This is a genomic window from Plantibacter sp. AC185 (assembly GCF_979258065.1).
Genome location: NZ_OZ409831.1, coordinates 4,000,433 through 4,026,905 on the forward strand (window position 1 = coordinate 4,000,433; position 26,473 = coordinate 4,026,905).

Here is a 26,473-nt window from a genome sequence, read left to right on the forward strand (position 1 = left end):
GTTTGATGCGGAGCGGGTGCGTCTCTCCGCGGAAACTCCTGACGAAGTCGATCCAGCGCTGGTGGTTGTTTTCGACCTCGCAGGAGGCATCAAGGACTTTCGTAACGCGATCGACAAGATTGACGGTCTTGAGTTTCTGTCCGAGTTGCTGGGGGACCGATCCGATCCAGACGACGATTTCTACATGGCCGAACGGGAAGCGGGTCGCACGGATAAACCCGTTGCGCACTCCCTCTACCTAGTGATGTCGAATGCCAAGGCGATCGAAGAACTTCTGAGATTGTTCGCCCTCTGGCAGCAAGATCCATCGGCCTCCTTCGTGCACGGCCTTGGCAAGTTCAAGTCGGCGTTTCAACAGTTGACCGCGATCCGACGATGGGGACCAGAGGATCGCATCCGTGAGACAGGGCTGCGCGAGAAGTGGCAGGAAACCCTCGACCTCGTTGGACAGTCCGTCAGCACGGTCATGGTGGAAATTGAACTTTGGTACCGACGCGACGCGGTCCAGCGCGTCAGCGCCCAGACTCATGTTGAACAAACCATTACTGCCAGCGGTGGACGAGTCATCGACCAATCGCAGATCGGCGACATCGGCTATCACGCAGTGCTCGCGGAACTTCCTATCCAACAAGTTCTTTCCGTACTCAACAATGGCGCGGAATCCATCCGACTGCTCACAACCGACGAGGTCATGTTCGTCAGCCCGTTCACGCCCATGAGCGTCGCGCCACCCACCCTCGAACCCGTCGCCGAAGTTCGACTCCCACCTGGAGATCGAGTGGATGGCCTGCCACGCATCGCACTCCTTGACGGGCTCCCGTTTCCGAACCACGACGCCCTCGCAGGCAGACTGGTGGTCGATGACCCTGACGGTGTCGCTGAAAGCTACCCGTTGTCATCACGCAACCACGGCACTGCGATGGCGTCGCTCATCGTGCAAGGCGACCTCTCGATCGGCGGCGAACCGCTGGACCGCCCTCTGTACGTGCGACCCATCATGCGGCCCCACGAGTTTGCCGAAGGGTACGAGCAGATCCTCCCCAACAGACTCCTCACCGACCTCCTACACCAGGCGGTCAAGCGCATTGTTGAGGGTGAAGGGGGAAGGGCAGCAGTCGCACCTAGCGTCCGAATCGTCAACCTCTCCATTGGTGCCCAAGCGAGAGCCCTCGTGAGGAGGATGAGCCCCGTAGGGCGTCTGCTCGACTGGCTCGCCCACTCCTACAACCTGCTTTTCATTGTCAGCGCAGGCAACCACAGCGACCCGATTATCATCCCCGCCGCGACCCTTACGGATTCCGATGCCGCGCGGTCAGCGGCAACTCGTTCCGTCTACGACGCCGCGCTCCTGCGGGGCATCTTGCCTCCGGGCGACGCACTCAACGCACTCACCATAGGCGCTACTCACGAAGACGGACTCGGAGACATCGACGTGCCCGACACCGTCTGGGACATCACCCACCCAGGCGCGCCGGCTCACTATGGTGCGACAGGTCCCGGTGTCGATCGGTCCGTTAAGCCGGACCTCCACCACACTGGCGGAAGGGCGCTCTACACCCGCCCGATCACCACGCCCGGTGACGAAACAGTCACCATCGAGCCCGCCCATACAGCGATCGCGGGCCCCGGACTCCAAGTAGCCGCTCCCGGACGAGCTGGCGCGACCAATAGCACCGTGTTCACGGTCGGCACCAGCAACGCCACCGCATTGGTGACGCGCGAGGCGAGTCGCCTGTTCGATATCCTGGAAGCAGGCGCACCCGACGCCCAGGACGCAGCATTCCCCGACCCGCAATACCACCCACTGCTTGTACGCGCCCTCCTTACCCACGCAAGCAACTGGGGTGACTGGGAGCCGAGACTCCGCCGCGAACTCGGACTCAGCAATCAGCAGGCCCGCCGGAGCCTGACGGCGCTTCTCGGATATGGGCGGCTCGACGCCAGCAGGCTCGGAACCGCCGCAACAAACAGAGCTGCACTCGTTGGCGGAGGACTGATCGCGCGGAACCAGCGCCACACGTACGACTTGCCTCTGCCGCCGTCCCTTCGAGCGCGAGCGGAGTGGCACCGCTTCACGATCACCCTCGCATACATGGTTCCGACCGTGGGTCAGCTGACAAGGTATCGAGGTGCCAAGGTCTACTTCGCGACACCCGATACCAGCCTCGCCGGCGGAGACCGAACGGACGGTGAGCACAACGCGGTTAGGCGGGGGAGTCTCCAGCACGAGATCGTCCAAGGCACTCGAACGATGGTTTTCGGTGACGGCGAAGCGTTCCCCATCCACATCGAATGCATGGACGATGCCCAAAGGCTCCGTGCAGGCAAGACCGTCCGCTACGCGCTCGTGGTCTCCGTTGAAACGGCGGAGGAAACCTCCACGACCATCCATGATGAGGTTCGCGCGCAGCTCCGACAGCGGATCTCTGATCGTACGCGAGAGAGAATTCAGGGGAATGGCTAGAGCAACGAGCGCTGTCCAGAGAGACGTAGAGCTCGCGCACGCGGTTGGAATGGTTAGGTCCTTCGGCGCCTTTGTCGTCGTTGGTGCGGGCTTGTCCGCCGGCGGCTACCCCATGACAGCGCAGCTTCCGCCTCTTGTCTGGCAGGCGATCGAAGATGTTCCTGACGCTCTCGCGGAGTTGCGGGCACGCACGAGCGCCACAGGAAGCGCGAAAGAGATTTTGTCGTCAGACTCAACGGCTCTTCAGGTTGGATGGGAGCTTATCCGAGAGTTTCCATCCGCCAGGCTGTCCTTTCAATCAGCCTTTGTTGCTCTCGATGCTGACCGAGAACCGTCGAGCGCTCACTTCGACATTGCTCGTCTCGTGAACACCGGACACGTCGAGGCGGTGGTCTCATACAACTGGGATACCTGCCTCGAGCGAGCCCATGAGCGCATGTACGGAGTCGGATTGCCAGCCGGCCTTCTGCATAAGCCGCACGGGGACGCCGCCCACCCGGAAGGAAACTGGGTGCTTCCGGACGAGGACGGCCAAGTTTCCACAGGGGTACTCGACCGAGTCACCGAACTCTCGGATCGGCCGCGAACACTCATGGTGCTCGGCTACAGCGGCAGCGATGCGACTGTCGTCGAATCGTTGCTTGCACCGCTGGAGGAGAGATGGCCTGTTGTCCGCGTCGGACCGTCTGCCACAGGCGACGGAGCGGTCGTGGGCACCGCTGATTGGGCACTCGCCGCATTTGCTACAGCACTTGCGCCCGTCGACCCGCTCAGAGGGTGGAAGTACGTCACGTTCCTCCGAAGTCGTAACTTCCTGGCGGCGCTGAGGGGAGAGCGTCTTCGCCCGACAGACGTGGATGCGTGTCCGGAACTGCCGGCAGCCCCGAGACTCGCGGAGCGGTTGCTCGCGTCGCGGTTCGCGACCCTGTCTGGGTCTAGCGGTACGGGAAAATCTGTCACGGCATTCCACGCTGCTCGTCGGCTCAACCGCGAGGGATGGAAGGTTGTTGAACTGAAGCAGGCGGGCGTTGCTTCAACTGTCGATGTAGAAGAGTTCCGTCGTCTGAAAGGTCCGGTGCTTGCGGTGATCGACGACGCCCAAGCCATTGAGCGAGGGGTGGTCGCTGATTTTGAATCGTCTGCGGATGATACTCATGCTGTCCTCTTGGTTTCCACAGAACGGCTGGAGACTCGGGACGATGAGACACTTCTCGCGACCCAGGCGGTAAGAGTTCTTGATGAGTACTGCCGAGCTAACATCGACATGGTCGCCCCGTTGCTGACGCAACTTGACGACCGGGTGCGATGGTCCGTCTTCTCGGACACGCCCGAGCAACGTCTCGACCTCGCGGCGCGCACGGCTACAGAGCCATGGCTGTACATGTTCGTGGCGTCAGGTGGCGAGCGTCGCATTGTCGGCGCACTGGATCGGGCTGTTGAGGACGTCGATGCTGCCCTGGTGCTTGCGTTCATCTGCACAGCTCAAATGACGTCGAGAGACGCAGGCGTTTCTCGTGAGGAGCTTGCCTCTGTGGCCACGAAGCAGGCGAGCGCCCGCTTCGGTCCGGAGGGTGCACTGCAAGTGGATCGCATCGACCGAGCACTGTTGCTTCTGACTAACGAAAAACTCATCCGCGAACATGACGGCCGCGTCCGGGCCGCACACATCCGGATCGCTGAGCGCACTTTGCAAAATCTCGGACAACGTGAAGCAGACGGGATCGGGGCCACAGTACGAGCGGGCGTCCGTACAGCCCTGCTAGACAACGAAGTTGAAGTCGCGGGCAAGTTGTGGCTTTTTCGAGTATTCGATCGTGTGGACGCCTACCGCTACCGGTGGGCCAACTCCATTCTCGACGAGGAGGTCTCCGAGAGTCTTCTCCGCCAGTGCCTCGCAGCGGCGCCTGGTAGCGACCGCGGCGTCGCACTGAACCTCCTCTGGGCCTCGGAATGGCTGCACAAACTGCCCGAATCAGCCGCCGATGAGCTTGCGAGCAGCATCATCCAGTGGCTTCCGTATCTGGCAGCCGAAGAAGTCAACGGTTACCGATGGATGTTGAGTGGACTTCGTTCAAATCACAAACCTGCTTACGAGAGAATTCGGGGCGCCGCCGCGGCCAGAGTGCTTGCAAAGCGGCTTTCTGTCGCCGGGACCCGCTGGTCAGCGATGGACTGGACCCACCTCATCCAAGAACTCTGCCCAGACTGGCGGACCGGAAACCTCCTAGCATGGAGCGACGAGTTCGAAATCGGCGTCGACCCAGATGCCCTCACTGGCTGGCTGTCGGAGAGGGACTCCCGTTCGCACCCCTTCGAGGTGTATGACCTCATCGACGCGCTCGCCTCCATCGCCCCTCGCACAGCCAGAACGGTCTTCGAGGCCTGCGCCGGTGAGATTCGGGACGCGATGGAACACGACCTCGCGGATGCGGCAAGTAACTTCTCAGACTGGATATTCGGCACGATGATCCTCGTAGCCATGCTCGCCGAGGCACCATCCGCACGCGATGACGATGATGATGACGAACGCGAGCCCCACGAGTCGGACGCCGCTCGCACCGCATTCATGGAAGGTACCGAGCCTGCACTTCGTGAACTAGCCGCGACCGTTCTCGCAGAGATGCTGGCTGTTGACTGGACCGCCGCTGCTCTCTCGCTGGAACGCAAGAAGAAGTATCAACTCCACAACCTCGACCTGTTGCTCGCGTGGCTCTCGTACCTGTCGACCGACATCACGGACGAGATCGCCAGCAACTTGTCGACGGATTGGCTCTTGCGTGTCGTCGAAGAAGCACGGGAGGAAGGATGGCCTGAAGGGCGTCCTTTCGGCGCGATCGAGTACCTGCTCCACCATCTGAGTTGGGGAGAGCGGGGCAACGGCGTCGTGCGTGGGTTCCTCGAAGAGCATGAGAAGGAGATTGAGCCGTTCCCCTCCGCGCTCGTGAGGCAGTACCCAGACCTCGCAATACGTTCGATCCGCAGAGGGGTGCGCGTGGAGACTCACGCTCCAGCCGACTCGGGATGGGGAGCACTCACCGCCGATTTAGGCGCCATGGCAGGCATCGATCGGGACGCCGCAATCCAATGGCTCAGACAGATGCGTGGCGACCTCGTGCCGGCGATTACGAAGCCTCAGAACCATGATCTGGCGGGGATAGCGCGATTCATTGCTTTCGCAGATGACCTGGATGCCGCTGTCCTCGACGCTGCCATCAATCAGATCGATACTGCCGTTGCCGCAGACGTCTGGACGTCAAGATGGGCAGACGCACGCGCCCGCGTTCAGCCGCTCCTTGAACGCGTCTCGAAGACCACAGGTGATGCGGCAGGGCTGGCCTTGTCCGTAACCAGCCACGAGTAGTGGACTCCGCTAGCGTCAACGATGGAATGTCGATCGTCATGGCAGATCAAGACGCTCACTTCCGCGTTATGGACGCGGCGTTGAGACACTCAGCAGGTCGCGCCGCGGGTGGCAAACCTTGCGTCGTTGGCGGTGAACCCAAATCAACCAGCGCCCACTGGGTTCAAAGTGACAGACACGTGTGCTCGGGACGGTGCAACAGCCTGCTGCGCCGCCGGTACGGACGCGGCAGCGCAAGCATCGATGCCGAGGGGCTGGCAGCGGCGGTCGAAGCCGTCGGACCCCGACCGTGCTCGCGCACCAGCGGCCCTCGCGTGTTCCAAACCCGGCCGGACGCAATCTTGCCTGAACTAGCTATCGAATGGGAGGGATACGGGCCGCGCCCCTGTGACGTGATCGAGCGTTACGGCATCCTGACCCAATACCTCGTCCAGGACATGCCGACAGCTACTTCACCTCGCGGGTCGTGATAGCCGTTGCCGAAAGCGGCGACATGTTTGTTGCCGGCGCCACCAGCGACGGCTACTACCCATCCTTGGTGATCGGGCCGCACGTCCCACGGGGCGAACGGCTTGAAGGCCAGTTGTTCAGCCACACTTTCCAAGTCAACGGCGTGCTGTGTGAATGGCGTCACGAGCGCATTACGGACCTGCAGCCCGACGGTGTGGACTACTTCTTCTGGGAGTGCTATGCCGCGGCCCCCGTCGATTCGCCGCGCTATCTTGCGCCGGTGCATTCGGCTCGCTACCGAGCGGAAATGGATCGTCGACGCCGAGTCAGCAGCAACGCGGTCAAGCATGAGCGGAGGGCGCGGGAGGAAGCGGCCATCGAGTAATTCGACCCGTTGGAGGTGTACGAACGAGACCATTGGCTTTGCGGTATCTGTGGACAGGAGGTCGATCCCGAAGTGCTCCCTCCCGACGCCATGAGCGCGAGCTTGGACCACGTCGTGCCGCTGTCGAGAGGTGGAGACCACACCCGAGACAACGCGGTGCTTGCTCACCTGATCTGCAACATTCGCAAGTCGGCGAGCTGAGATGACGAATATTGCTGTCCCGCGGCCCAGGAAGTGAGGTGGACCAATCAGGTGACCAACAGGCTGCAAACTGTGTAAAACGTGACACGCAGAGCATGCCGTGAAAGTTGTAACCCCAGGTCAGGTGGCCCGGGAGCCCCGCTCCTGGTACCTGGGGGTCAGGTGAGTTGAAGCGGCAATACGGCTCGAGAACTAAACAACGGGATGTAGCGCAGCTTGGTGGCGCACTTGACTGGGGGTCAACGGGTCGCAAGTTCAAATCCTGTCAGCCCGACCATGAAGTCCCGGAAACCCTCTGGTTTCCGGGACTTTCTCGTTGTTCGTAGCGTGGCTCGGTGGTCAGAACCGCTCGTCGTATGCCGTTCGACTCGCTTCGATCACGGGGACGTGCTCTCCGGCCCACTCGGCGAGTGCCACCGCGTGGGGGATGAGCGACTGCGCGAGGTCCGTCAGCTCGTACTCGACCCGCGGCGGCACTTCGGCGAAGGTGGTGCGGGTGACGAGCCCGTCGCGTTCCAGGTTCCTGAGAGTGAGGGTGAGCATGCGTCGGGAGATGCCCGGGATGCGCTGCTCGAGCTCGGTGAACCGGAACGGGCCGTCATGGAGCGTCGCGATGAGGAGGAGCGCCCACTTGTCGGCGATGCGGTCCAGGAGTGAGCGGATGGCCTTGCCCTGGTCGCCCCGGACGGAACACAGCCTCTGGTAGCGGAACACGGCACCCCTCGCGGCTCGGTCACACGCGTGTGCCTTTTGTACGCCGGTCCGAACCGGTCCACACTTGCGTTGGTTACCCATCGTAACCATCAACGCATATACCCACTCGGAGGTTGCACATGGTCGTCGCTTACTGGATCGTCGCAGGACTGCTCGCGGTCCTGTACCTGTACTCGGGCGGCATGAAGCTCGTCCGCTCGGCCGAGCAGCTCCGCCCGATGATGGCGTGGGTCGACGGCATGCCGCTCTCGGCGGTTCGAGTGATCGGACTGCTCGAAGTGTTGGGTGTGGTCGGCCTCATCCTGCCCCCGCTCGTGGGCGTCCTCACCTGGTTGAGCGTCGCTGCGGCGGTCGGACTGGTCCTCGTGCAGATCGGTGGCATCACCCTGCACCTACGTCGCGGCGAGATCCGGGTACTCGGGCTGAATGTCGCCCTGCTGGTGCTCGCCGCCGTCGAGATCTGGCTGGCGACGATCTGGCTGTAGCGGTGGCGGATCGGTGCCTGCCTCGTCAGCCGACTCAGGGGACGAGCACGATGCGCCCGAACACGTCCCCGGCGTCCATGAGACGGTGTGCCTCGGCTGCGTCGCTCAGCGGCAGGGTGTCGTGGACCACCGGTGAGAGCGTGCCTCGGACGGCGTCGTCGAACACCTCGGCTCGCACCCGCGCGAGTTCCTCGCGCGGCACGGTGTCGAGGCTCAGGGTTCCGAAGGTGATCGATCGGCGGAAGCCGGCCAGCAGAGCCGTGCCGAAGTCGGTGGGCGGGAACCCGCCCACCACGCCCACGGCGATCAGGCGGCCGTTCGGCGAGAGTCGCTCGATGAACCGGGGGAGGTCGGGGCCGCCGACGATGTCGAGGATGACGTCGAACTCGGCCGGGGCGTCCATATCGCCTGCACCGGAGCGGTCGAGCACGTGGGTTGCACCGAACGCCCGCAGACGTTCCCCGCGTTCGGAGGACGAGGTGGTGACGGCGATGACGCCGGCGCCGGCACGAGCGGCCAGCTCGACGCCGGCCAGGCCGATACTCCCGGCGGCCCCGCGGACGAGGACGGATTCGCCCTCGGCCAGGCGAGCGCGTTCGAGCGCGAAGTGCGCGACCGGGAACGCGCTGCCCAGCGTCACCGCCTGGACGGACGTCAGGTCGGACGGCAGTTCGACGATCTCGTCGGCTCGCGCGATCACGTACTCGGCGTACGCGCCCGAGGTCCCCGTGAACGCCCACACCCGTCGACCGACCCACGCGGGGTCGACGTCGGGCCCGGTCGCGGTGATGACGCCGGCGGCCTCACTCCCCGGGATCATCCCCGAGTCCCGGGTGGCTTCGGCGATCCCGCCCCGGCGGATCACGACGTCGACCCCGCCGACGCCTGCGGCCTCCGTTCGAACGAGGACCTCACCGGCCCCGGGCGTGGGGACGGGCAGGTCCGTCACCTCCATCCCACTCGGTTCACCGAAGGTCCGGATGATCACTGCGCGCATGGGTGCACTCCGTTTCGCGGCGGGGGATCTGACCCGCCTCCCGCAACGTAACGGACGCACCCGTCCACTTGAGTAATGTGAGACACATGCCCGCGACACTGCCTCAGAATCTGCGTTCCGACGCGCAGGAGAACCGTGACCGCGTCCTCGCGGCGGCCCGCGAACTGTTCGGGACCGACGGCCTCCACGTGACGATGCGAGAGATCGCCCGCCGAGCCGGCGTCGGGCCGGCCACCCTGTACCGACGGTTCCCGACCAAAGCCGATCTCGTCAGAGCCGCATTCGTGAACGAGCTCGACGACTGCCGCTCGATCGTGGTCGACGCCCTCGCGGACGTCGACCCCTGGCGTGGATTCCGCGGCATCATCGAGGAGGTCCTGGTCCTCAACGCCCGGAACCAGGGGTTCACGGACGCGTTCCTCGCCGCCTACCCCGATGCCGTCGACTTCCGGACCCAGCGCGAACAGGCCGTGCGCGCGATCACCGCCGTCGCTCGTCGCGCCATCGACGCCGGCGCGCTGCGCGCGGACTTCGTCCTCGACGACTTCCTCGTGGTCCTGCTCGCGGCTCGCGGACTCTCACGTACGACGGAGACGGAGCGCGTCCGAGCTGCACGACGCTACGCCGCACTCGTGATCGACGGACTGCGCGCGTCCGACCGGCACGAAGCGCTCCCGCCAGCACCGCGTCTCATGTCGAGCGTCATCCCGGCGTAGTCGGCAGGTGCAGGTTCACGATCCGACGCGTTCACCTGCATCGGACGTGGTCGGGGTGAAGACGTTGACGAGGTTGCCGTCGGGGTCGCGGAACAGCAGCGACCGGTTGCCCCACGGCATGGTCGTCGGCTCGTTCACGAACGTCTCCACGACGCCCTGGAGTGTCGTGTAGACCGCGTCGACGTCATCGACGAGCAGATCGAGGATGACGGATCGGTTGGCTCGCGGTGCGGCGGCGTCCTCGCCCAACAGTGGGATGGTCGCTGAACTGGCGATGGCGAGCGTGCCGGTGTCGGTGCGCACCTCGGCGAACAGTGGGTGCAATCGTGCCGCGGTCGCACCGGTGACCCGTTCGTAGAACGCGACCAGGGTGTCGACGTCGTCGGTGATGATCCGGGTTGCTGCGAGGTGCATGCGTGTCTCCTTGGCTGGTGGTCTTCCCCCACAGGTGCGGGGCCGTGACGACGATAGAGCCAATAGCGGACCGTTTTCGCCCGGTATTCTCATGAGATGGGACATGTCAGCTCGCCGACTGCTCGAGCGCTGCAGCTGCTCGAGTTGCTGCAGTCGGCGGAGATCCGCAGCGTGCCAGAGCTCGCCGAACGGTTGGGCGTGGATGAACGGACCGTGCGCCGCTCCGTGCAGCGTCTCGTGGACATGGATGTCCCGATCGAATCGGTGCGCGGTCGCTACGGTGGGTACCGCCTCGCCGTCGGCCGACGGGTGTCGCCGATCATGCTCACTGACGAGGAAGCGGTCGCCGTCTTCCTCGGCTTGAGTGAAGCCCAATCGACCTCGGACTTCCCGGATGTCGCAGCGCAGATCGCCCTCGCGAAGATCCGGCGTTCCCTCCCGGCCGCATCCGTGGACCGCCTCGAGGCGGTCCTGCAGGCCGCAGCCCGGAGACCGTCGCGCCACGACGTGCCCGACGCGGGAGTCCTGCTCACCGTGTCGGATGCGCTCCGAGCGAGACGTCCCCTCGAACTTCGCTACCGCGACGCGGAGGACACGCCCTCGCGTCGCACGGTGCATCCGTTCGACCTGCTCGTCCATGCCGGTCGTTGGTACCTGGACGCATTCGACGTCGAACAAGCGGAGGAGCGCACCTTCCGGGTCGACCGCATCCGATCGGCGCGGACGCTGCCCGGGGTCTTCCCAGGCCCGGTTGCTCGAGCGGAGCGCCCTCCACTCGTCGATCGCTTCGTGGGGGCGGATTACCGGTGGCACGTCCGGTTGCGCATCCAGGCGAGCGTCCCGCAGATCCGTGCCCGCTTCCCGGAGAGCGTGGCCGCCGTGGAGTCGATCGAGGACGTATCTGGCTGGCATCGGGTGTCGATCCGAGCCAAACGCCTCGACTGGCTTCCAGCGGTGATCGCCGGGATGGGAGATCACGCGGTCATCATCGACGAGCCTGAGGATCTCCGTGAACTCGTGCGCGCGACGGCGACGCGGATGCTCCGCATCGCTGGCGGTGCTGAACAGCGGCCCGTCGCCGAGTAGCGGGCGACGATGCGGATCGTCTCGACGCGGGCGACCGATGGCCTGGTCGACGCGATCGCCGCGGGCGCGGCGGGTATCGGGGCACTCGAACAACTGGCCGGCGGGGCAGACGCGGGCGCACCCACCGATGAGCCGCTCGGACTCGTTCCAGGGCCTCTGTGGGCCTCATCCAGGTTCCGCATCGGCGGACGCAGGGCCGGGAGGAGCGCGGGGCGGCCACCGATGGTCCAGACCTGGCCGTAGATCTCGTCGCTTCCTGCGGTCGAAGCCGTTGCGCCGATGAGCGCAGGCTGCGAGTCACTCGACACCGTGCCTGCGGCGCCGAGGTGTGAGAGCAGGGTGACCACGCGACGGGCTCCGGTGTCTCGCTGGCGACCCATGCCCGGCTGGGCGGCCAACAGACTGGTGGGGGAGAAGCAGGGGTGGGACAGGTTGCTGGAGACACCCCACCGGCTCGACGACGTGTTCGCCCCTCGTGGTCGAGCGCACAGGCAGGAGGACCGCGGCGCCAGCCCGGGCGAGGCCGGTGGCGATGCTTCGACCGATGCCGAGGACCCTGGTCGGCGTGAGGACCGCTCAGCTCGCCAGCTGCCCCCCGCCTTGGGGGTTGTCGGGGCCATGGCGTGATAGGAGCATCAGCTGCATCGGAACCAATGGAGGTTCGAATGCGGAATCCAGAGGTATGGCTTACCCTCGTCGCCTTACTCGGGGGTGTCGTCATTACCGGGGCCCTCTTCGCGCCGATCGCAGCGATCATCGCCGGGGTCGGATTCCAACTCAAGCGGAAGGAACGGGCATCGCTCCAGGGCTGTTGCTTTTCAGCCTCGCGGCGATCGTCTTGGCGATCTTCATCTACCCGGCCCACTTCCGTGCCGTCGCCACGTGTGATGCGATCGCCGCAGGGGCTTCGAACTCGCCGCTGGAGCGACTACTCGATACACCCATGGAGCGGCGGATGGACGCACTGGAGGCAGGCTGCAACGATCTGCCGTTCTACGAGATGCGCGAGTACTGACCCTTCGGTCTCGACAGCGTGCCGTTCAGCTCGTTGCAGGGAAGGGGCGCAGCTCCAGGCGGCCGTTGCGGGCCATCGGGTGGCGGGCGGCGACGTCGATGGCCTCGTCGAGGTCGGCGCAGTCGAGGATGTCGAAGCCCCAGAGGGTGTCGGTCGCACCCGGGATCGGGCCGTTGGTGACCAGGCGCTCGCCGGCGCGGACGCGGACGCCGCGCGCCTCGCTCGGGTCGAGCACGTCGCCGAGGAGCCGCCGACCCGTCGTGTCGAGCTCCTGGACCCAGTGGTCGACGTCGGAGTCGTCGGTGGGCTCGTCGGGCACCGGGTCCGTGAGGACGAACATCATGAATCGCATACGTTTCCTCTCATTCGACGCTCTCGAGAGCGCACTCGTGGTCGCTATCGGACCGGGTTGACGACCGGTACTGCGCTCTCGTCGCGCCAGAGGGTCTCGATCGGGATCGACTGACCAAGGATGCGCTCCGCCGCCCGATGGCCGGAGTGGAATGCCGCCGTCACCGTCGCGGGGTCGTCGGTCCAGGTGGCCTCGCCTGCGAGGTGCACGACGCCGCCGACCGGGGTCGCGAGGGCGTCGTGGTCGTCCGTCGTCGAGCCGACGGTCATGTAGGCATAGGACCCGCGGGAGAACGGGTCGTCCTGCCACCGGGTGACGTGCACTTCCGTCGGCTCCTCGACACGGTCGCCGTACAGGCGCCGCAGCTGCTCGAGGTTCGACTCCACGACGCGCGACTCGTCCCAGTCCCGGATCTCCACGGCCGTCGGGCCGGCGGCGAACGTGAGCAGCGTCGGCGATCCGTGCGCCGTCGTGAGGTCGTACCAGGAGTGCCAGCGACGGCTCTCCTGCCCCTGTTGACGAATCGCGTAGACGTCCTCGTCCCAGAAGCGCCGCTCGAACCGGAGGAACACCTTCTCGAACGCGTTCATCCGCAACCGAGACAGCGCACCGGCGACCGGCTCCGGCAGCGGGGGATCGATCGTGAACTCCTCCGACTGCAGCACCCCGACCGGCACCGTCACCACCACCGAGCCCGTGTGCAGCACCACCTCGCCCATCGGTCCCTGCGCGGTGACCTCGACGCCGTCCGCAGACCACCGCACATTCGTCACCACATGCTCCAGGCGCACATCGAGCCCCTCGGCCAATCGCCGGGGGAGCACGTCGTACCCGTCGGGGAACACGACCTCGTCACCGTCGATCGCGTCGTCGTCGAGCCCGTGGGCCGCGAGATCTTCGATCCACGCGCCGTACTGCTCCTCCGAACGATGCTCCAGGTACTCGCGGACCCGCTGCACCCGCTCGGCGTCCCAGTCCTGCAGCGCGAGCGCCGCCTCGGTCACGTCACGGTAGGACGCGTCCGGTGCGGACTCGGCGACGACACCGAGCAGCGTCGCGTCGAGGGCGTGGACGTCCTCGGCGAAGCCGCGAGCCTCGGCGTCCGACAGGCGCTCGCCGTCGGGTCCGTAGTACGCGATCCGCCGGCTGTCCGGCTGGTAGCCGCCGACGGTGAACTCGACCGTCCGCATGCCGAACGCGTCGGCTGCCGCGGCGACCGCACTGTCGTTCACCCCGTGCACCCACGATGCGCCGAGATCGGTCACCTGACCGTCGCGACGCTCGGTCGACACCCGCCCGCCGACCCGGTCACGGGCCTCGACGACGACCACGGTTCGTCCGGCGGCCGCGAGGAGTCGTGCGGCGACGAGCCCGGCGACGCCGGCACCGACGACGACCGTGTCGAAGCGGGTGTCGGCTTCGGGCGTCTGCGCCGATGCCTCGTCCGACGCGCTCATCGCGGGTCACCCATGTCGCCGGTGGCCGGTGTGCCGTCGATGCGTTCGTACCTGAGCTGGACCGTCCCTGCGGGGGAGGTGGTCGCCGGGCCGAGCAGGCGTAGCGAGGACGGCACGGTGCCGGTGGCGAAGACCCGCTTCCCGGTGCCGAGCGTGATCGGGTACACCCAGAGGTTCAGCTGATCGAAGAGTGCGTCGGCGAGCAGGGTCTGCACGAGGTCGAGGCTGCCGATGACGTGGATCTGCGAGTGACGCTCGCGCAGTGATCGAACGGCCTCCGGGAGGTTCGATCCGAGCTGCGTCGAGTTCGCCCACCCCAGCTCCCGCGGCTCGCGTGACGCGACGTACTTCGGCAGTCGGTTGAAGAGCCTGGCGATGCCGTCGTCCTGGCCACCCTCCTGGTGCGGCCAGTATCCGGCGAAGATGTCGTAGGTCCGGCGACCGAGCAGGAGGGCGTCCATGCCCACCATGCCGGCGTCGATCTGCTCACCGTCGACCTCGTCGATGAGCGGCGCCTGCCAGCCACCGAACGCGAACCCGTCACTGGGGTCCTCCTCCGGCCCACCCGGCGCCTGAGCGACGCCGTCGAGGGTCATGAAGAGGTCGATGTGGATGCGTCCCATGTCCTGCTCCGATCTGCTGCACTCACGATCCACCGGCCGGCAGGCGGTGTCAACGGCTGTCGGCTGAGAACGCACTGACGAAAGGGCATCGGCCGTGTCCTGGGCGAGTAGCGTTCGGAGTGGATCCGCTTGCGCACACCAGTGCACGGGCAGGACGTCGTTCGACAGATGAGAGGCATCACACCATGACCGATCTGGACACCATCCCCGTCACCACCCTCGACGGCCGGGACACGACCCTCGCGGAGTGGGACGGGAAGGCCAAACTCGTGGTCAACGTCGCGAGCCGCTGCGGCCTCGCGCCGCAGTACGAGAAGCTCGAGGCGCTCCAGAAGGAGTACGCCGACCGCGGCTTCACGGTGATCGGGTTCCCGAGCAACCAGTTCCTGCAGGAGCTCGGCGACAACGAGAAGATCGCCGAGTACTGCTCGGCCACCTGGGGCGTCACCTTCCCGATGATGGACAAAGTGAAGGTCAACGGCCGGAACCGGCACCCGCTCTACCAGGAGCTCGTGAAGACCGCCGACGCGAACGGCAAGGCGGGCAACGTGAAGTGGAACTTCGAGAAGTTCCTCATCGCGCCCGACGGCACCGTGCACCGCTTCCGTCCGACCACCGAGCCGGATGCCCCCGAGGTCATCGCCGCGATCGAGGAGAGCCTTCCCGCATGACGCCGGGACGGCCGGGCGCGCTCACCGGTAGGTGACTCCGGTGAGCGCCTCGGCCGTCGTCCAGAGCTCGGCGGCGACGTGCTCGTCGCGAGCCGCTGAGGTCCGGTCGACGGGCTTCGGGGCACCGCGCATCTCACCGAAGCCGCTCGGACCGTAGTAGCCGCCGGGCTCGACGTCGGGCGACGTCGCCGCGTAGAGCGTCGGAAGCGCACCCATCTCAGCGCTCTGACCGAGGAGCCGGGTTCCCCACGCGAGGAGCGGACCCTGCGCGGACTCGGTGTGGGACTGGAGCTCGGTCGACGCGAAGCCGGGGTGTGCGGCCACGGACAGCACCGAGGAACCCTCCGCCGAGAGGCGTCGCTGCAGTTCGGCCGAGAACATGAGGTCGGCGAGCTTCGACTGGCCGTAGGCGGACCAGCGCCGATACGTCCGGTTGCTCCAATTGAGATCGGCCAGGTCGATCTTGCCGGCGCGGTGTGCAGCACTCGACAGCGTCACGACCCGCGTGGTGATGCGGTCGATCAGGAGGCCGGTGAGTGCGAAGGGCCCGAGGAAGTTCGTGCCGATCTGCATCTCGAAGCCGTCGGCCGTGCGTCGTTCGGGAACGGCCATGACGCCGGCGTTGTTCACGAGCACGTCGACCCGCTCGACGCCGTCGGCGAATCGACGGACGGACGCCAGGTCGGCGAGATCCAGCTGCCGCACCTCGACGTCGCCGGTCATCGTCGCCGCGGCCCGCGCGCCCTTGTCCGTGTCGCGGCAGGCGAGGATCACGGCGGCACCGTGGGCGGCGAGCTCGCGGGCCGTGACCGCGCCGATCCCGCTGTTCGCGCCGGTCACGATCGCGACGCGGCCGTGCTGATCGGGGATGTCTGCTGCGGTCCAGGGGCTCATGAGGGCGACGTTACGCCATCACGATCTTCCGATTACACATATCGTTCACAGCTTCACCGATATATCGTTGAGCATCGTTCACGTACGACGAAGGAGAGCAATCATGGGTGGATTCCCAAGCGGTGGCGCAGGATTCGGTGGCGCCGGGTTCGGTAACGGCGGAGGCTTCGGCAACGGAGCCGGCTTCGGTACCGACGGCATGTGGCAGATGATGGAGCAGCTGCGTTCGAAGTTCGAGAAGAGCGCCGGCTCGCGCGTCGGCCGCGGCGACGTCCGCTCCGCCGTGCTGGCCCTCCTGGCCGAGCAGCCGATGCACGGCTACCAGATCATCCGCGAGATCGAGGAGCGCAGCGGCGGCTCCTGGAAGCCCAGCGCAGGCTCGGTCTACCCGACGCTGCAGCTGCTGTCTGACGAGGGCATCATCACGGCCGAGGAGTCGGGCGGCCGCAAGACCTACGCACTGACCGAGGCCGGTCGCGACGAGGTCGCCGAGTCCGGGGCATCCGCTCCGTGGCAGAACGCCGAGTCGTCCGAGCACCCCGGCTTCACCGCTCTGCCGAAGGCCGGCGTCGAGCTGGCCCAGGCCGCAGCCCAGGTCGGCCGCACCGGCACGCCCGAGCAGGTCCAGCAGGCCGTCACCATCCTCGACGACGCTCGCAAGCGCCTCTACGCGATCCTCGCCCAGGACTGACCGAGTGTCGTCGACCGGCGGGACGCCCAGCGACTCGGCGTCCCGTTTCGGCGAGCTCCCCATGAGCGGGCGGGCCGGCGTTCCAGCCGGTCCGCCCGCTCACGGGCGCGCCCGGTACCGTCGCATCCTCCGCTTCGCGAGCTGGCACCTGGCCGCCGCCTGGTGGTTCGAGATCGTCCTGCCGCGGTTCGGGCTCATCAAGCTGACGGAGCGGACCCGCACGCGTCGGATGCAGAAGTTCGCACGACGGTTCCACGTGCTCGCCGTCGACCTCGGCGGCCTCATGATCAAGGTCGGCCAGTTCATGTCGTCGCGCCTCGACGTCCTACCGCCGGAGATCACGAAGGAGCTCGAAGGCCTGCAGGACGAAGTCCCGCCCGTCGCCTTCCCACGCATCCGAGCGCTCGCCGAGTCGGAACTCCGTGTGCCGCTCTCGCAGGTCTTCGCCGGCATCGACGAACGCCCCGTCGCAGCGGCCTCGCTCGGCCAGGCGCACCGCGCCCTGCTCGCTCCGGCGCTCGCCGCAGACACGGGGCTCGACGCCGTCGTGCTCAAGGTCCAGCGGCCGGGCATCGACGAGATCGTCGCCGTCGACCTCGCCGCCCTGCGCAAGGTGGGCGGTTGGTTGCGCCGCGTCCGGCTCGTCTCCGACCGCGTCGACATGCCCGCACTCGTCGAGGAGTTCGCCGCGACGAGCCTCGAGGAGATCGACTACCTCCATGAGGCCGCGAGCTCTGAGCGGTTCGCCGCCGACTTCGCCGGCGACGACCGCGTCTCCGTACCCGCGGTGGTGTGGGAGCGCACGACCCAGCGCGTCCTGACGCTCGAAGACGTCACCGCCATCAAGATCACCGATGCCGACGCCCTGCGCGCCGCCGGCATCGATCCGGTCGACGTGGCACCCGTCTTCGCCGCCGTCATGTTCGACCAGCTCTTCACCAACGGGTTCTTCCACGCCGACCCGCATCCCGGCAACATCTTCGTGACGCCGGTCGACGCCGCCCCGGGCGAGCGACCCTGGAAGCTGACCTTCATCGACTTCGGGATGATGGGCGAGGTCCCGCCGACCACGAGGCGTGGCCTCCGGAAGCTCCTCATCGCCGCAGCCTCCCGCGACGGCAAGGGCCTCGTCGACGCGATCCGAGACCTCGGCGTCCTCCTGCCCTCGGCCGACACGACCGAGCTCGAGCGGGCCATGACCGCGCTGTTCGGACGCTTCGGCGGCATGGGGTTCGCGGAACTGCGCGACGTCGATCCTAAGGAGTTCCGCGACTTCGGCAACCAGTTCAGCGAGGTCATCCGCACGCTGCCGTTCCAGCTGCCCGAGAACTTCCTGCTCATCATCCGCGCGATCTCGCTCACCTCCGGTGTCTGCAGCGCACTCGACCCCGAGTTCAACCTCTGGGACTCCGTCGAGCCCTACGCCGCGCAGCTGCTCCGTGACGAACGCGGCAACGTCGTCCAGGATCTCGGTCGCGAGGCACTCGACATCGCCACGGTCGCCGTCCGCCTGCCGAAGCGTCTCGACGCGGTCATCACGCGGGTCGAAGCCGGCACGGTCGCGACCACCAACCCGAGACTGGAACAGCGGATCGCGCGGCTCGACCGCACGACGGGCCGGGTCGTCTCGGCCGTACTGTTCGCCGCGCTGCTCGTCGCGGGAGCCGTCCTCCGGTCCGACGACGCCGTGCTCGGCACCGTCTTCATGGTGGTCTCCGTCGTGCCACTCCTCCATGCACTGTTCTCGGGGCGCCGCGGGCGCTGACCCCGGCGAGGGGTCGTCGCCACGGCACACTCCTGACGCGAAAACCTGGATCAACGGTCCATAGGCCGGTCCCCGGCGCTCCAGCACACTTGCCTGAATCGATCGGGCAAGCACGAGGGAGCACCACCGGATGGAATCGTTCGACGTCGCGGTTGTCGGCATGGGAGCTCTCGGCAGTGCCGCCGCCTACCACCTCGCCCGCCGGGGCGCGAAGGTCGTCGCCTTCGAGCAGTTCGAACTCGGGCACGTCCGCGGTGCCTCGCACGACACCTCGCGGATCGTCCGGACGTCGTACGGCGCTCCGCAGTACGTGCGACTCGCGCAGTCGGCGTACCGCGACTGGGCCGACCTCGAGCAGGAGTCGGGCGAGCGGTTGCTCACCATCACCGGCGGGGTCATCTTCCTGCCCGTCGACGGGCCCTACTCGGCCACCGACTTCACCGCGGCCCTGGAGGAGTGCGGTGTCCCGCACGAACTGCTGACGCCGGCCGAGGTGCAGGCGCGGTGGCCGCAGTTCCGGATCCCCGAGAACGTCGAGACCGTCTACACCGCCGACACCGGCATCGCCCACGCGGCGCGCACCGTCGCGACGCTGCAGCTCCGTGCTCGAGCACTCGGGGCGGACATCCGCGACCGCACCCGGGTCGACGCGCTGACCCCCGACGGCGACGGGGTCGTGGTGCAGACCTCCAGCGGCCCGGTGCGTGCCGGCAAGGTCGTCCTGGCCGCCGATGCGTGGGCCAACGAGTTGCTCGAACCCCTCGGCGCGGCGATCCCACTCGACGTCATGCAGGAGCAGGTCACCTACTTCCGCCCGGCCGACGCCGAGCAGCTCGATCGCGAGCGGTTCCCGGTGTGGATCTGGGAGGACGAGGAGTGCTACTACGGCTTCCCGACCTTCGGGGAACCGACGGTGAAGGCCGCACGCGACGTCTCGGAGAACCGCATGTCGCCGGCGGAGCGCACCTTCGTCCCGTCGCCGGAGCTCACCGGGCAGCTGGCCGACTTCATGGCGGACCTCGTGCCGGCGTCGGGCCCCCAGCTCCGCACGGTGACCTGCCAGTACGCGCTCACCCCTGACCGGAACTTCGTCCTCGGCCCGCTCGAGGAGCACCCGGACGTCATCGTCGCCCTCGCCGCCGGTCACGGCTTCAAATTCACGCCGGCCTTCGGACGCATCCTCGCGGAGCTCGCGCTCGACGGGGAGACGAGCGACCACATCGCGAGCTTCGCCCCGTCCCATGCCCGCAGCGCCGACCGCCTCTCACCGATGCCGACCTCCGCGAGCTGATCCGGAGCGGGCCGGTCCGAGGGCTGCCGGTTACCGTCCGGCCTGCAACTGCTCGCGGAGCTCGTCGAGGCGGACGGCGATGCCGAGCCGGAACATGCGCTCGTCCTCGCGCCAGGAGGCGCCGAGGACCTGGTCGAGCCGATCGAGCCGCTGCAGGATCGTGTTCGTGTGGAAGTTCAGGGCGCGCGCCGTGCGGGTGGGGCTCGCGTTGTTCCGCACGAACGCACGCAGCGTCCCGAGCAGGTCGGCGTTCCGCTCGGCGTCGTAGCGCCGGACGAGTCCGATGGTGTCGCGCAGGAAGTCGGCGAGCGCCCGCGCATCGGTGTCGAAGATCGCGGAGTAGGGCAGGAAGTCGTCGGTCGATGCGGTGAGGTCCGAGAGTTCCAGTGCGGCGATGAGTCTGGCGGTGCGCATCGCGCTGGTGAACGCGGAGGTGAGGGCGTCGGGAGCGGTGCGGGGCACGACGGCGACGACGGGTTGCTGGATGCTGCCGGCGACGTGTCGGCGGACGGCGTCGGCGTCGAGCGGCCGACGGCCGGAGGAGTGTGCGGCGACGACGTACCCGCGGTACTCGCCGACGAGCGCATGGTCGTCGAGTCGGCGGCTGAGCGCTCGGGCGGCGGTGGTCTGTTGGTCTCCCGGGACGGCGAGGAGGAGCAGGGAGTCGAGTTCGTGCAGGTCGATGCCGAGGCGCCTGGCGCGTCGTTCGACGTCGGATCGGCGTTCGGGCACGTCGTCGAGGAGGTCGGCGATGAGTTCACTGCGGACGCGGTGGTCGGCGCCCGAGGCCGCCTCCTGCTGGAGTTCGAGGAGCGCCGCGACCTGCGCCGCGCGTTCGACGGTGCGGAGGTCCACGGCGCCGAGCTCGAAGTCGCCGTCGCCGAGGATGAGGGCGCCGAAGTGCTGGCTGCCGGCAGACAGGGCGGCGACTGCTCCGACACCGCCGCTCGCGACCAGGACGCAGTGGCCCGAGTGACGGCTGTCAGTGATGGCCGCGCGGGTGACGTCGTCGAGGTCGAGCATGCCGGGGGAGAGCGGGAGGCCGGCCGCCGCGATCACCCGGTCCTGCGCGTCGGTGACGGCGACCGCACGGCCGAGTGCGGTGGCGAGCGTCTCCGCGACGGGTGCGAATCCGCCCCCGGCGAGGACCGCCTGGACGAGTTCCTGGTGGACGGTGTTCGCCCGATCGCGTTCGACGAGGTGGGCGGTGAGGTCCGCGAGGTTCCGTCGGCTGGCGTCCTCGGAGTCCTGCAGGTCGCGGAGGGTCTGCGTGGTCTGGAGGATCACCGAGGCGTGGTCCGCGAGCGCCGCCAGGAGCGCGACCTCGTCGGGGGAGAAGTCCTTCCGGTCGCGGTTGCCGACGAAGAGGACGCCGAGGACGTCATCGCTCGTGAGCATCGGCACGCCGAGCAGGGAGACGAGCCCCTCCGCTGCGACCGCGTCGTCGATGCCGCGCTCGTGTCGATCGGTCGAGTAGTCGGAGTAGTCCGCGACCCACTGGGCCGTGCGCGATTCGACGACGACGCTCGCGAGCCCGCGCCCGGGAGGGACGCGGAGCGTCTGGAACGACGGGCTGACGGAGCCACTCGTCTCGCGGACCCGCAACTCGTGGGTGACCGGGTCGAACTCGGACAGGTAGGCCAGATCGACGCCCATCATCTGGTGGGCGCGCTGGACGAGTCTGGCGAGCACGGCGTCGCTGTCGCGGAGCTCGGCCAGTTCGCGGGCGCTCGAGAACAGGGCTGAGAGCTCGTGCTCGCGGCGTCGCAGCCGGATCAGCTCCCGCTCGGTGTCGTGGACGGGTTCGGCGTCGACGAGGTCGGTGGCCGTTCGCACGTCGGCAGGCTCTCGCATCGGGTCTCCTGACTGGTCCCTCAGGAGTCTAAAGCGACGGCCGGTCCAGCGGGGTGTGGGATCCACCCACACGATCGCCGATCCGCTGAGTCATCCACCCATCGTCGTCGACGATCGCCGCTCCTAGGGTCGTCTTGACCGCAGCACCGAGGATCCGGTGTCTGCCTGTACCGAAGGGCGACCCATGCCGAGAAACAGCCGAATCCAGGGGCTGCGCGACCACACGCCGGACGAGCGGCTCGACCTCGTCGCCGAGGGGGCCGGGATCGCGGCGGAGGCGCTCGCCGCACTGCGACCCGACGCCGGCCTGTCGATCGCCCAGGCGGACCACCTCGTGGAGAACGTCGTCGGGGTCATCGCCGTCCCGGTGGGCGTCGCGACGAACTTCACCATCGACGGCGAGGACCGACTCGTCCCCATGGCGACCGAGGAGCCGAGCGTCGTCGCCGCGGCATCCAACGCCGCCCGCATCGCGCGCGTCCACGGCGGGTTCCGGACGTCGTCGTCGGGCGACGTCATGATCGCGCAGATCCAGATCCTCGACGCGGTCGACCCGCACGCCGCGCGGCTCCGTGTCCTCGAGGCCCGCGACGAACTGCTCGCCCTCGCGAACGAGCTCGACCCGATCCTCGTCTCCTTCGGCGGTGGCGCCCGAGACATCGACGTGCGGATCCTGCCGACGCGCGTGGGGACGCAGGTCATCGTCCACCTCCACGTCGACGTCCGCGACGCCATGGGCGCGAACGCCGTGAACACGATGGCCGAGGCGATCGCGCCCCGCATCGCCGAGATCGCCGGATCGCGGACCCTCCTGCGGATCCTCACGAACAAGGCCGATCAGCGCATCACCCGTGCCAGGGCGGTGTTCGACGCCGACCTCCTCGGCGGTGCGCAGGTCGTCGCCGACATCGTCGCCGCGAGCGCGTTCGCCGAGGCCGATCCGTACCGGGCGGCCACCCACAACAAGGGCATCATGAACGGCATCACGGCCGTCGTCCTCGCCACGGGCAACGACACCCGGGCGGTCGAGGCCGGCTGCCACTCCCACGCGGCGCGGTCCGGTCGCTATGCGGCGCTGTCGCAGTTCGAGCAGGACGCCGACGGGAACCTCGTCGGCACGATCGAGGTCCCTCTGGCCGTCGGACTCGTCGGTGGAGCGACGAAGGCACACCCGACGGCGCAGGCGGGCGTGACCCTCCTCGGCGTCGAGACGGCCCGGGAACTCGCGGCCGTCATCGCCTCGGTGGGCCTCGCCCAGAACCTGGCCGCGTGTCGGGCGCTCGCCGCCGAGGGCATCCAGCGGGGCCACATGACCCTGCACGCTCGGACGATCGCGGCGAGCGCCGGCGCGACCGTGGACGAGATCGGAGCGGTCGCGGCGAGGATCGTCGCCGACCGTCGGATCCGGGTCGAGTACGCGCGCGAGGTGCTCGACGAGCTCCGGGCGACGTCGGCATGAGCGGCCTTCCGCAGCCCCGGATGGAACCGGTGGACGGTCTCCCGACACGGGTGCGCGTCTACGAGGTGGCTCCGCGCGACGGGCTGCAGGCCGAGACGGACATCCTGCCGACAGCGGTGAAGGCGGAGCTCTGTCGGCGTCTGTACGAGGCGGGGTCACGGGACCTCGAGGTGACGAGTTTCGTGCCGGCCACCTGGATCCCGCAGTTCGCGGACGCGGAACGGCTCGTCGCGGGCCTCGAGGTGCCGACCGGTGCGCGGGCGGTCGGCCTCGTGCCGAACCTGCGCGGCCTGCATCGGGCGATCGACGCGGGTGTCCGGGAGGTCTCCGTCGTCGTGAGCGCGTCGGAGTCGTTCGCCAGGGCCAACCTCAACACCTCGCGCGAGGGAGCCGTCGAACGCGCCGAGGAGGTCGTCGCCACCGCGATCGCGGATGGCGTCCCGGTGCGCGGTTACGTGTCGATGGCGTTCGGGGACCCCTGGGAGGGTGCGGTCGATCCGGCGACGGTCGTCGAGGCCGCCGTCCGGCTGTACCGCGCCGGGTGTTCGACCGTCGCCGTCAGCGACACGATCGGGGTGGGGACGCCCGGGCTCACGACCAGGGTCGTCCGGGACGTGCTCGCCGCCGGGATCCCGGTCGAGGCGGTCGCGCTGCATCTGCACGACACCTACGGGCAGGGACTCGCCAACGTGTACGCGGCGCTCTCGCTGGGCGTCGCCGAGTTCGACTCCTCCGTGGGTGGCCTGGGTCGCTGCCCGTACGCGAAGGGCGCCACCGGTAACCTCGCAACCGAGGACCTCGTGTGGATGCTCCACGGGCTCGGGATCGAGACCGGGCTCGACCTCGGGGCCCTCGCCGCGGCGACCGCCTGGTTGGCGCGCGTCCGGGGCGTCGCAGCCCCCTCGAACGTGGCGACGGCCCTGGCGGCCGCAGCGTCCGCGGTCGACACCCCGAGCACCGCAGGAGGCGGCAGATGAGGCACACCACCGAGTACGTCCAGGGCGACGTCGAAGCGGTCCGCGCGCTGGTGCGCGAGTACCCCTGGGCGACGGTCGTCAGTCACGTCCCCGATCGTGGGCTCGTCTCGTCGCACTATCCGGTCCTGCTCGAGGAGGACGAGGACGGGATCGTGCTCCTCAGCCACGTCGGGCGGCCGGATGAGCGACTGCATGAGCTCGGTCAGCACGAGGCCATGGTGATCGTCTACGGCCCCCAGGGGTACGTGTCGCCGAGCTGGTACGACACGTCGCCGGCCGTCCCCACCTGGAACTTCGCGGTCGCGCACCTGTACGGGGTGCCCGAACTGCTCTCGGACGAGGAGAACCTGCAGGTGCTCGACCGCCTCGTCGCCCACTTCGAGCGTGTGCTGCCCGAGCCGTACCTCATGAACGGGACGATCGCGAACAGCGAGTACGCGGCACGCATCGTCCATGGGACGGTCGGATTCCGCCTGCGCGTGACCCGGTTCGAGGCCAAAGAGAAGATGAGCCAGGACAAGCCGGCAGAGGTCGTCGAACGGGTCGTCACGGCGCTCGGGGAGCCGGGTCCGTACCGGAACCCGAGCCTCGCCGCCCGCATGGCGGCCCTCCACGGGCTCGACGCAGGGACAGCTGCGCCGACCACCGACGACGGGACACCGGCACGGTGACCGCGACCGACCTCACGCTCCGGAACGCACGGCCCTCCGGCGGCGAGCCCGTCGACATCCTCGTCCGCGACGGTCGGATCGCCGGGATCGGACCGGCCGGGACGGCCCCGGCGTCCGGCGAGGTCGTGGACGTCGCCGGACGCACGGTCGGACCGGGGCTCTGGGACGCGCACGTCCACATGACCCAGTGGGTGATCCAGCGGCGACGGATCGACCTGACGGAGACGGCCAGCGCGGCCGACGTCCTCGAGGCCGTCCGTCGCGCGGTCGACACCGATGCACCCCTCACTGACGGGTTCCTCATGGGGTACGGCTTCCGCGACGGTCTGTGGACGCAGCCGGCAACGCTCGCCGCGCTGGAGGCCACCGAATCGGACGTACCCGTCGTTCTTGTCAGCGGCGACCTGCACTGCGCCTGGATGAACACGCGCGCCGCGCGACGACTCGGTCTGGACCTCGACGCGAGCGGGGTCATCGCCGAGGCGCCGTGGATCGAGGCGCTGCAGCGGATCGATCAGCACTCGGGGCTCGCCGCGCACGCCTACCGGGATGCCGCCGACGCGGCAGCCCGACGCGGCGTCGTCGGGGTCGTCGAGTTCGAGAACACCGACAATCTCGGCGAATGGTCCGAGCGCATCGCGGACGGCGCGACGAGCCTGCGGATCGAGGCCGCCGCGTGGCCCGACAGGCTGGAGTCCGTCATCGCGGCGGGACTCCGCACCGGCGACGCGATCGACCCGGCCGGACTCCTCACCATGGGGCGACTCAAGGTCGTCGTCGACGGTTCCCTCAACACGAGGACCGCCTGGTGCTGGGACCCGTATCCGGGCGTCGACCCGTCGAGTGCGCACGCCTGCGGGGTCGAGAGCGTCTCGGTCGACGAGCTCCGCCGACTGCTGGAACGAGCGAGGGGCGCCGGGATCGAGGCTGCCGTCCACGCGATCGGCGACCGAGCCAACACCGAGGTCCTCGACACCTTCGAAGCGCTCGGGATGCGCGGCATCATCGAGCACGCCCAGCTCGTGCGCGAGCAGGACTTCGCCCGGTTCGCGAGCCTCGGGCTCATCGCGAGCGTGCAGCCCGAGCACGCGATGGACGACCGGGACGTCGCCGACCGCCACTGGAGCGGCCGCACGGGTCGCGCCTTCGCGTTCGGATCCCTGCACCGCGCAGGCGTCGGCCTCCGACTCGGCTCGGATGCTCCGGTCTCGCCCCTCGACCCGTGGCAGGCGATCGCCTCCGCGACGAGCCGGAGTCGCGACGGCCGCGACGCCTGGCACCCCGAGCAACGGCTCCCGCTGGACGTGGCCCTGGCCGCGAGCGTCCGCACTTCGATCGCGGTCGGGCAGCCCGCCGACCTCGTCATCACGGACCTCGACCCGTTCGACGCCGACGCTGAGCGGCTGCGGTCGATGCCGGTCGCCGCGACCCTGCTCGGCGGACGCTTCACCTGGCGCGCGTTCTGATGGCAGCTGAGACC

General features: G+C 67.9%; 24 protein-coding genes and 1 tRNA gene. 17 read left to right on the forward strand and 8 right to left on the reverse strand.

Features of this window, described 5'->3' with window-relative positions:
• The first annotated feature begins 16 nt into the window (after positions 1-16).
• The 5 genes from ACZZZB_RS18635 to ACZZZB_RS18655 all read left to right on the forward strand — a co-directional run bounded on the left by ACZZZB_RS18635 (position 17) and on the right by ACZZZB_RS18655 (position 7,138).
• Positions 17-2,464, forward strand: coding sequence for a S8 family peptidase (locus ACZZZB_RS18635; RefSeq protein ID WP_463530448.1), 2,448 nt, complete (start codon positions 17-19; stop codon positions 2,462-2,464).
• Positions 2,457-5,825 (forward strand): hypothetical protein, encoded by a 3,369-nt coding sequence (locus ACZZZB_RS18640; RefSeq protein ID WP_463530449.1) that lies wholly within the window; start codon positions 2,457-2,459, stop codon positions 5,823-5,825. Before ACZZZB_RS18635 ends, ACZZZB_RS18640 begins: the two co-directional genes overlap by 8 nt.
• A gap of 493 nt (positions 5,826-6,318) precedes the next feature.
• Positions 6,319-6,660, forward strand: a complete 342-nt coding sequence (locus ACZZZB_RS18645; protein WP_463530450.1) for a hypothetical protein — start codon at positions 6,319-6,321, stop codon at positions 6,658-6,660.
• Positions 6,661-6,675: 15 nt separating this feature from the next.
• Positions 6,676-6,861: an HNH endonuclease gene (locus ACZZZB_RS18650; RefSeq protein ID WP_463530451.1), complete on the forward strand. Its 186-nt coding sequence runs from the start codon at positions 6,676-6,678 to the stop codon at positions 6,859-6,861.
• A 200-nt stretch (positions 6,862-7,061) separates the two neighbouring features.
• Positions 7,062-7,138: transfer RNA gene (locus ACZZZB_RS18655), tRNA-Pro, on the forward strand.
• A gap of 62 nt (positions 7,139-7,200) precedes the next feature.
• Here the strand turns inward: ACZZZB_RS18655 and ACZZZB_RS18660 are convergent.
• Positions 7,201-7,575 (reverse strand): winged helix-turn-helix transcriptional regulator, encoded by a 375-nt coding sequence (locus ACZZZB_RS18660; RefSeq protein WP_086475396.1) that lies wholly within the window; start codon positions 7,573-7,575, stop codon positions 7,201-7,203.
• Positions 7,576-7,694: 119 nt separating this feature from the next.
• Here ACZZZB_RS18660 and ACZZZB_RS18665 point away from each other — a divergent pair, with 119 nt between their 5' ends.
• A complete protein-coding gene (locus ACZZZB_RS18665) occupies positions 7,695-8,060 on the forward strand; it encodes a DoxX family protein (RefSeq protein ID WP_463530452.1) in 366 nt (121 codons plus the stop codon).
• 34 nt (positions 8,061-8,094) lie between these two features.
• Here ACZZZB_RS18665 and ACZZZB_RS18670 read toward each other — a convergent pair whose 3' ends face one another.
• Positions 8,095-9,057, reverse strand: a complete 963-nt coding sequence (locus tag ACZZZB_RS18670) for a zinc-dependent alcohol dehydrogenase family protein (protein WP_463530453.1) — start codon at positions 9,055-9,057, stop codon at positions 8,095-8,097.
• A gap of 86 nt (positions 9,058-9,143) precedes the next feature.
• On the opposite strand from ACZZZB_RS18670, the gene ACZZZB_RS18675 reads away from it, so the two are divergent.
• Positions 9,144-9,773, forward strand: a complete 630-nt coding sequence (locus tag ACZZZB_RS18675; protein WP_463530454.1) for a TetR/AcrR family transcriptional regulator — start codon at positions 9,144-9,146, stop codon at positions 9,771-9,773.
• Between the two features lie 15 nt (positions 9,774-9,788).
• On the opposite strand, the gene ACZZZB_RS18680 is transcribed toward ACZZZB_RS18675, so the two are convergent.
• Positions 9,789-10,187 carry a VOC family protein gene (locus ACZZZB_RS18680; protein WP_463530455.1) on the reverse strand — a complete coding sequence of 133 codons (399 nt, stop codon included), beginning with the start codon at positions 10,185-10,187 and terminating at the stop codon, positions 9,789-9,791.
• 96 nt (positions 10,188-10,283) lie between these two features.
• On the opposite strand from ACZZZB_RS18680, the gene ACZZZB_RS18685 reads away from it, so the two are divergent.
• Both ACZZZB_RS18685 and ACZZZB_RS18690 read left to right on the forward strand, forming a co-directional pair.
• Entirely contained in the window at positions 10,284-11,273 is a 990-nt protein-coding gene (locus tag ACZZZB_RS18685) for a helix-turn-helix transcriptional regulator (protein ID WP_463530456.1), read from the forward strand.
• 811 nt (positions 11,274-12,084) lie between these two features.
• The gene (locus ACZZZB_RS18690) at positions 12,085-12,288 is read left to right on the forward strand and encodes a hypothetical protein (protein ID WP_137241559.1); all 204 of its coding nucleotides are present in this window, start codon (positions 12,085-12,087) and stop codon (positions 12,286-12,288) included.
• A gap of 25 nt (positions 12,289-12,313) precedes the next feature.
• On the opposite strand, the gene ACZZZB_RS18695 is transcribed toward ACZZZB_RS18690, so the two are convergent.
• From ACZZZB_RS18695 to ACZZZB_RS18705, 3 genes are read right to left on the reverse strand one after another with little or no spacing between them, the layout of a single operon-like run.
• A complete protein-coding gene (locus ACZZZB_RS18695) occupies positions 12,314-12,640 on the reverse strand; it encodes a YciI family protein (protein ID WP_463530457.1) in 327 nt (108 codons plus the stop codon).
• A gap of 44 nt (positions 12,641-12,684) precedes the next feature.
• Positions 12,685-14,097, reverse strand: a complete 1,413-nt coding sequence (locus tag ACZZZB_RS18700; protein WP_463530458.1) for a flavin monoamine oxidase family protein — start codon at positions 14,095-14,097, stop codon at positions 12,685-12,687.
• On the reverse strand, positions 14,094-14,720 hold the full coding sequence (locus ACZZZB_RS18705; RefSeq protein WP_137241562.1) for a dihydrofolate reductase family protein: 627 nt from the start codon (positions 14,718-14,720) through the stop codon (positions 14,094-14,096). The genes ACZZZB_RS18700 and ACZZZB_RS18705 overlap by 4 nt, the downstream gene beginning before the upstream one ends.
• A gap of 185 nt (positions 14,721-14,905) precedes the next feature.
• Between ACZZZB_RS18705 and ACZZZB_RS18710 the strand changes: the two genes are divergently transcribed.
• Positions 14,906-15,391, forward strand: coding sequence for a glutathione peroxidase (locus tag ACZZZB_RS18710; protein WP_056005205.1), 486 nt, complete (start codon positions 14,906-14,908; stop codon positions 15,389-15,391).
• A gap of 21 nt (positions 15,392-15,412) precedes the next feature.
• On the opposite strand, the gene ACZZZB_RS18715 is transcribed toward ACZZZB_RS18710, so the two are convergent.
• On the reverse strand, positions 15,413-16,285 hold the full coding sequence (locus tag ACZZZB_RS18715) for an oxidoreductase (protein WP_463530459.1): 873 nt from the start codon (positions 16,283-16,285) through the stop codon (positions 15,413-15,415).
• A 199-nt stretch (positions 16,286-16,484) separates the two neighbouring features.
• Here ACZZZB_RS18715 and ACZZZB_RS18720 point away from each other — a divergent pair, with 199 nt between their 5' ends.
• The 3 genes from ACZZZB_RS18720 (at position 16,485) to solA (ending at position 20,032) form a co-directional block, all read left to right on the forward strand.
• Positions 16,485-16,976, forward strand: a complete 492-nt coding sequence (locus ACZZZB_RS18720) for a PadR family transcriptional regulator (protein ID WP_085514431.1) — start codon at positions 16,485-16,487, stop codon at positions 16,974-16,976.
• 61 nt (positions 16,977-17,037) lie between these two features.
• Entirely contained in the window at positions 17,038-18,741 is a 1,704-nt protein-coding gene (locus tag ACZZZB_RS18725) for an ABC1 kinase family protein (protein WP_463530460.1), read from the forward strand.
• A gap of 130 nt (positions 18,742-18,871) precedes the next feature.
• Complete coding sequence (gene solA, locus ACZZZB_RS18730; RefSeq protein ID WP_463530461.1) at positions 18,872-20,032, forward strand: N-methyl-L-tryptophan oxidase; 1,161 nt, start codon at positions 18,872-18,874, stop codon at positions 20,030-20,032.
• A gap of 30 nt (positions 20,033-20,062) precedes the next feature.
• On the opposite strand, the gene ACZZZB_RS18735 is transcribed toward solA, so the two are convergent.
• Positions 20,063-21,868: a GAF domain-containing protein gene (locus ACZZZB_RS18735; protein WP_463530462.1), complete on the reverse strand. Its 1,806-nt coding sequence runs from the start codon at positions 21,866-21,868 to the stop codon at positions 20,063-20,065.
• Between the two features lie 202 nt (positions 21,869-22,070).
• On the opposite strand from ACZZZB_RS18735, the gene ACZZZB_RS18740 reads away from it, so the two are divergent.
• Genes ACZZZB_RS18740 through ACZZZB_RS18755 form a run of 4 tightly spaced genes read left to right on the forward strand, consistent with a single transcriptional unit; the run spans position 22,071 to position 26,459 of the window.
• On the forward strand, positions 22,071-23,345 hold the full coding sequence (locus tag ACZZZB_RS18740; protein ID WP_124769450.1) for a hydroxymethylglutaryl-CoA reductase, degradative: 1,275 nt from the start codon (positions 22,071-22,073) through the stop codon (positions 23,343-23,345).
• The gene (locus tag ACZZZB_RS18745; protein ID WP_463530463.1) at positions 23,342-24,322 is read left to right on the forward strand and encodes a hydroxymethylglutaryl-CoA lyase; all 981 of its coding nucleotides are present in this window, start codon (positions 23,342-23,344) and stop codon (positions 24,320-24,322) included. The genes ACZZZB_RS18740 and ACZZZB_RS18745 overlap by 4 nt, the downstream gene beginning before the upstream one ends.
• Positions 24,319-24,993: an FMN-binding negative transcriptional regulator gene (locus tag ACZZZB_RS18750; protein ID WP_463530464.1), complete on the forward strand. Its 675-nt coding sequence runs from the start codon at positions 24,319-24,321 to the stop codon at positions 24,991-24,993. The genes ACZZZB_RS18745 and ACZZZB_RS18750 overlap by 4 nt, the downstream gene beginning before the upstream one ends.
• The gene (locus tag ACZZZB_RS18755) at positions 24,990-26,459 is read left to right on the forward strand and encodes an amidohydrolase (protein ID WP_463530465.1); all 1,470 of its coding nucleotides are present in this window, start codon (positions 24,990-24,992) and stop codon (positions 26,457-26,459) included. The genes ACZZZB_RS18750 and ACZZZB_RS18755 overlap by 4 nt, the downstream gene beginning before the upstream one ends.
• Positions 26,460-26,473 lie beyond the last annotated feature (14 nt).

Coding starts and splice junctions, on each gene's coding strand:
- ACZZZB_RS18675 (WP_463530454.1), top strand. CDS start 9,144: ATGCCCGCGACACTGCCTCAGAATCTGCGTTCCGACGCGCAGGAGAAC.
- ACZZZB_RS18645 (WP_463530450.1), top strand. CDS start 6,319: ATGTTTGTTGCCGGCGCCACCAGCGACGGCTACTACCCATCCTTGGTG.
- solA (WP_463530461.1), top strand. CDS start 18,872: ATGGAATCGTTCGACGTCGCGGTTGTCGGCATGGGAGCTCTCGGCAGT.
- ACZZZB_RS18725 (WP_463530460.1), top strand. CDS start 17,038: ATGAGCGGGCGGGCCGGCGTTCCAGCCGGTCCGCCCGCTCACGGGCGC.
- ACZZZB_RS18740 (WP_124769450.1), top strand. CDS start 22,071: ATGCCGAGAAACAGCCGAATCCAGGGGCTGCGCGACCACACGCCGGAC.
- ACZZZB_RS18680 (WP_463530455.1), bottom strand. CDS start 10,187: ATGCACCTCGCAGCAACCCGGATCATCACCGACGACGTCGACACCCTG.
- ACZZZB_RS18640 (WP_463530449.1), top strand. CDS start 2,457: ATGGCTAGAGCAACGAGCGCTGTCCAGAGAGACGTAGAGCTCGCGCAC.
- ACZZZB_RS18705 (WP_137241562.1), bottom strand. CDS start 14,720: ATGGGACGCATCCACATCGACCTCTTCATGACCCTCGACGGCGTCGCT.
- ACZZZB_RS18745 (WP_463530463.1), top strand. CDS start 23,342: ATGAGCGGCCTTCCGCAGCCCCGGATGGAACCGGTGGACGGTCTCCCG.
- ACZZZB_RS18685 (WP_463530456.1), top strand. CDS start 10,284: ATGGGACATGTCAGCTCGCCGACTGCTCGAGCGCTGCAGCTGCTCGAG.
- ACZZZB_RS18695 (WP_463530457.1), bottom strand. CDS start 12,640: ATGCGATTCATGATGTTCGTCCTCACGGACCCGGTGCCCGACGAGCCC.
- ACZZZB_RS18665 (WP_463530452.1), top strand. CDS start 7,695: ATGGTCGTCGCTTACTGGATCGTCGCAGGACTGCTCGCGGTCCTGTAC.
- ACZZZB_RS18710 (WP_056005205.1), top strand. CDS start 14,906: ATGACCGATCTGGACACCATCCCCGTCACCACCCTCGACGGCCGGGAC.
- ACZZZB_RS18670 (WP_463530453.1), bottom strand. CDS start 9,057: ATGCGCGCAGTGATCATCCGGACCTTCGGTGAACCGAGTGGGATGGAG.
- ACZZZB_RS18720 (WP_085514431.1), top strand. CDS start 16,485: ATGTGGCAGATGATGGAGCAGCTGCGTTCGAAGTTCGAGAAGAGCGCC.
- ACZZZB_RS18715 (WP_463530459.1), bottom strand. CDS start 16,285: ATGAGCCCCTGGACCGCAGCAGACATCCCCGATCAGCACGGCCGCGTC.
- ACZZZB_RS18750 (WP_463530464.1), top strand. CDS start 24,319: ATGAGGCACACCACCGAGTACGTCCAGGGCGACGTCGAAGCGGTCCGC.
- ACZZZB_RS18700 (WP_463530458.1), bottom strand. CDS start 14,097: ATGAGCGCGTCGGACGAGGCATCGGCGCAGACGCCCGAAGCCGACACC.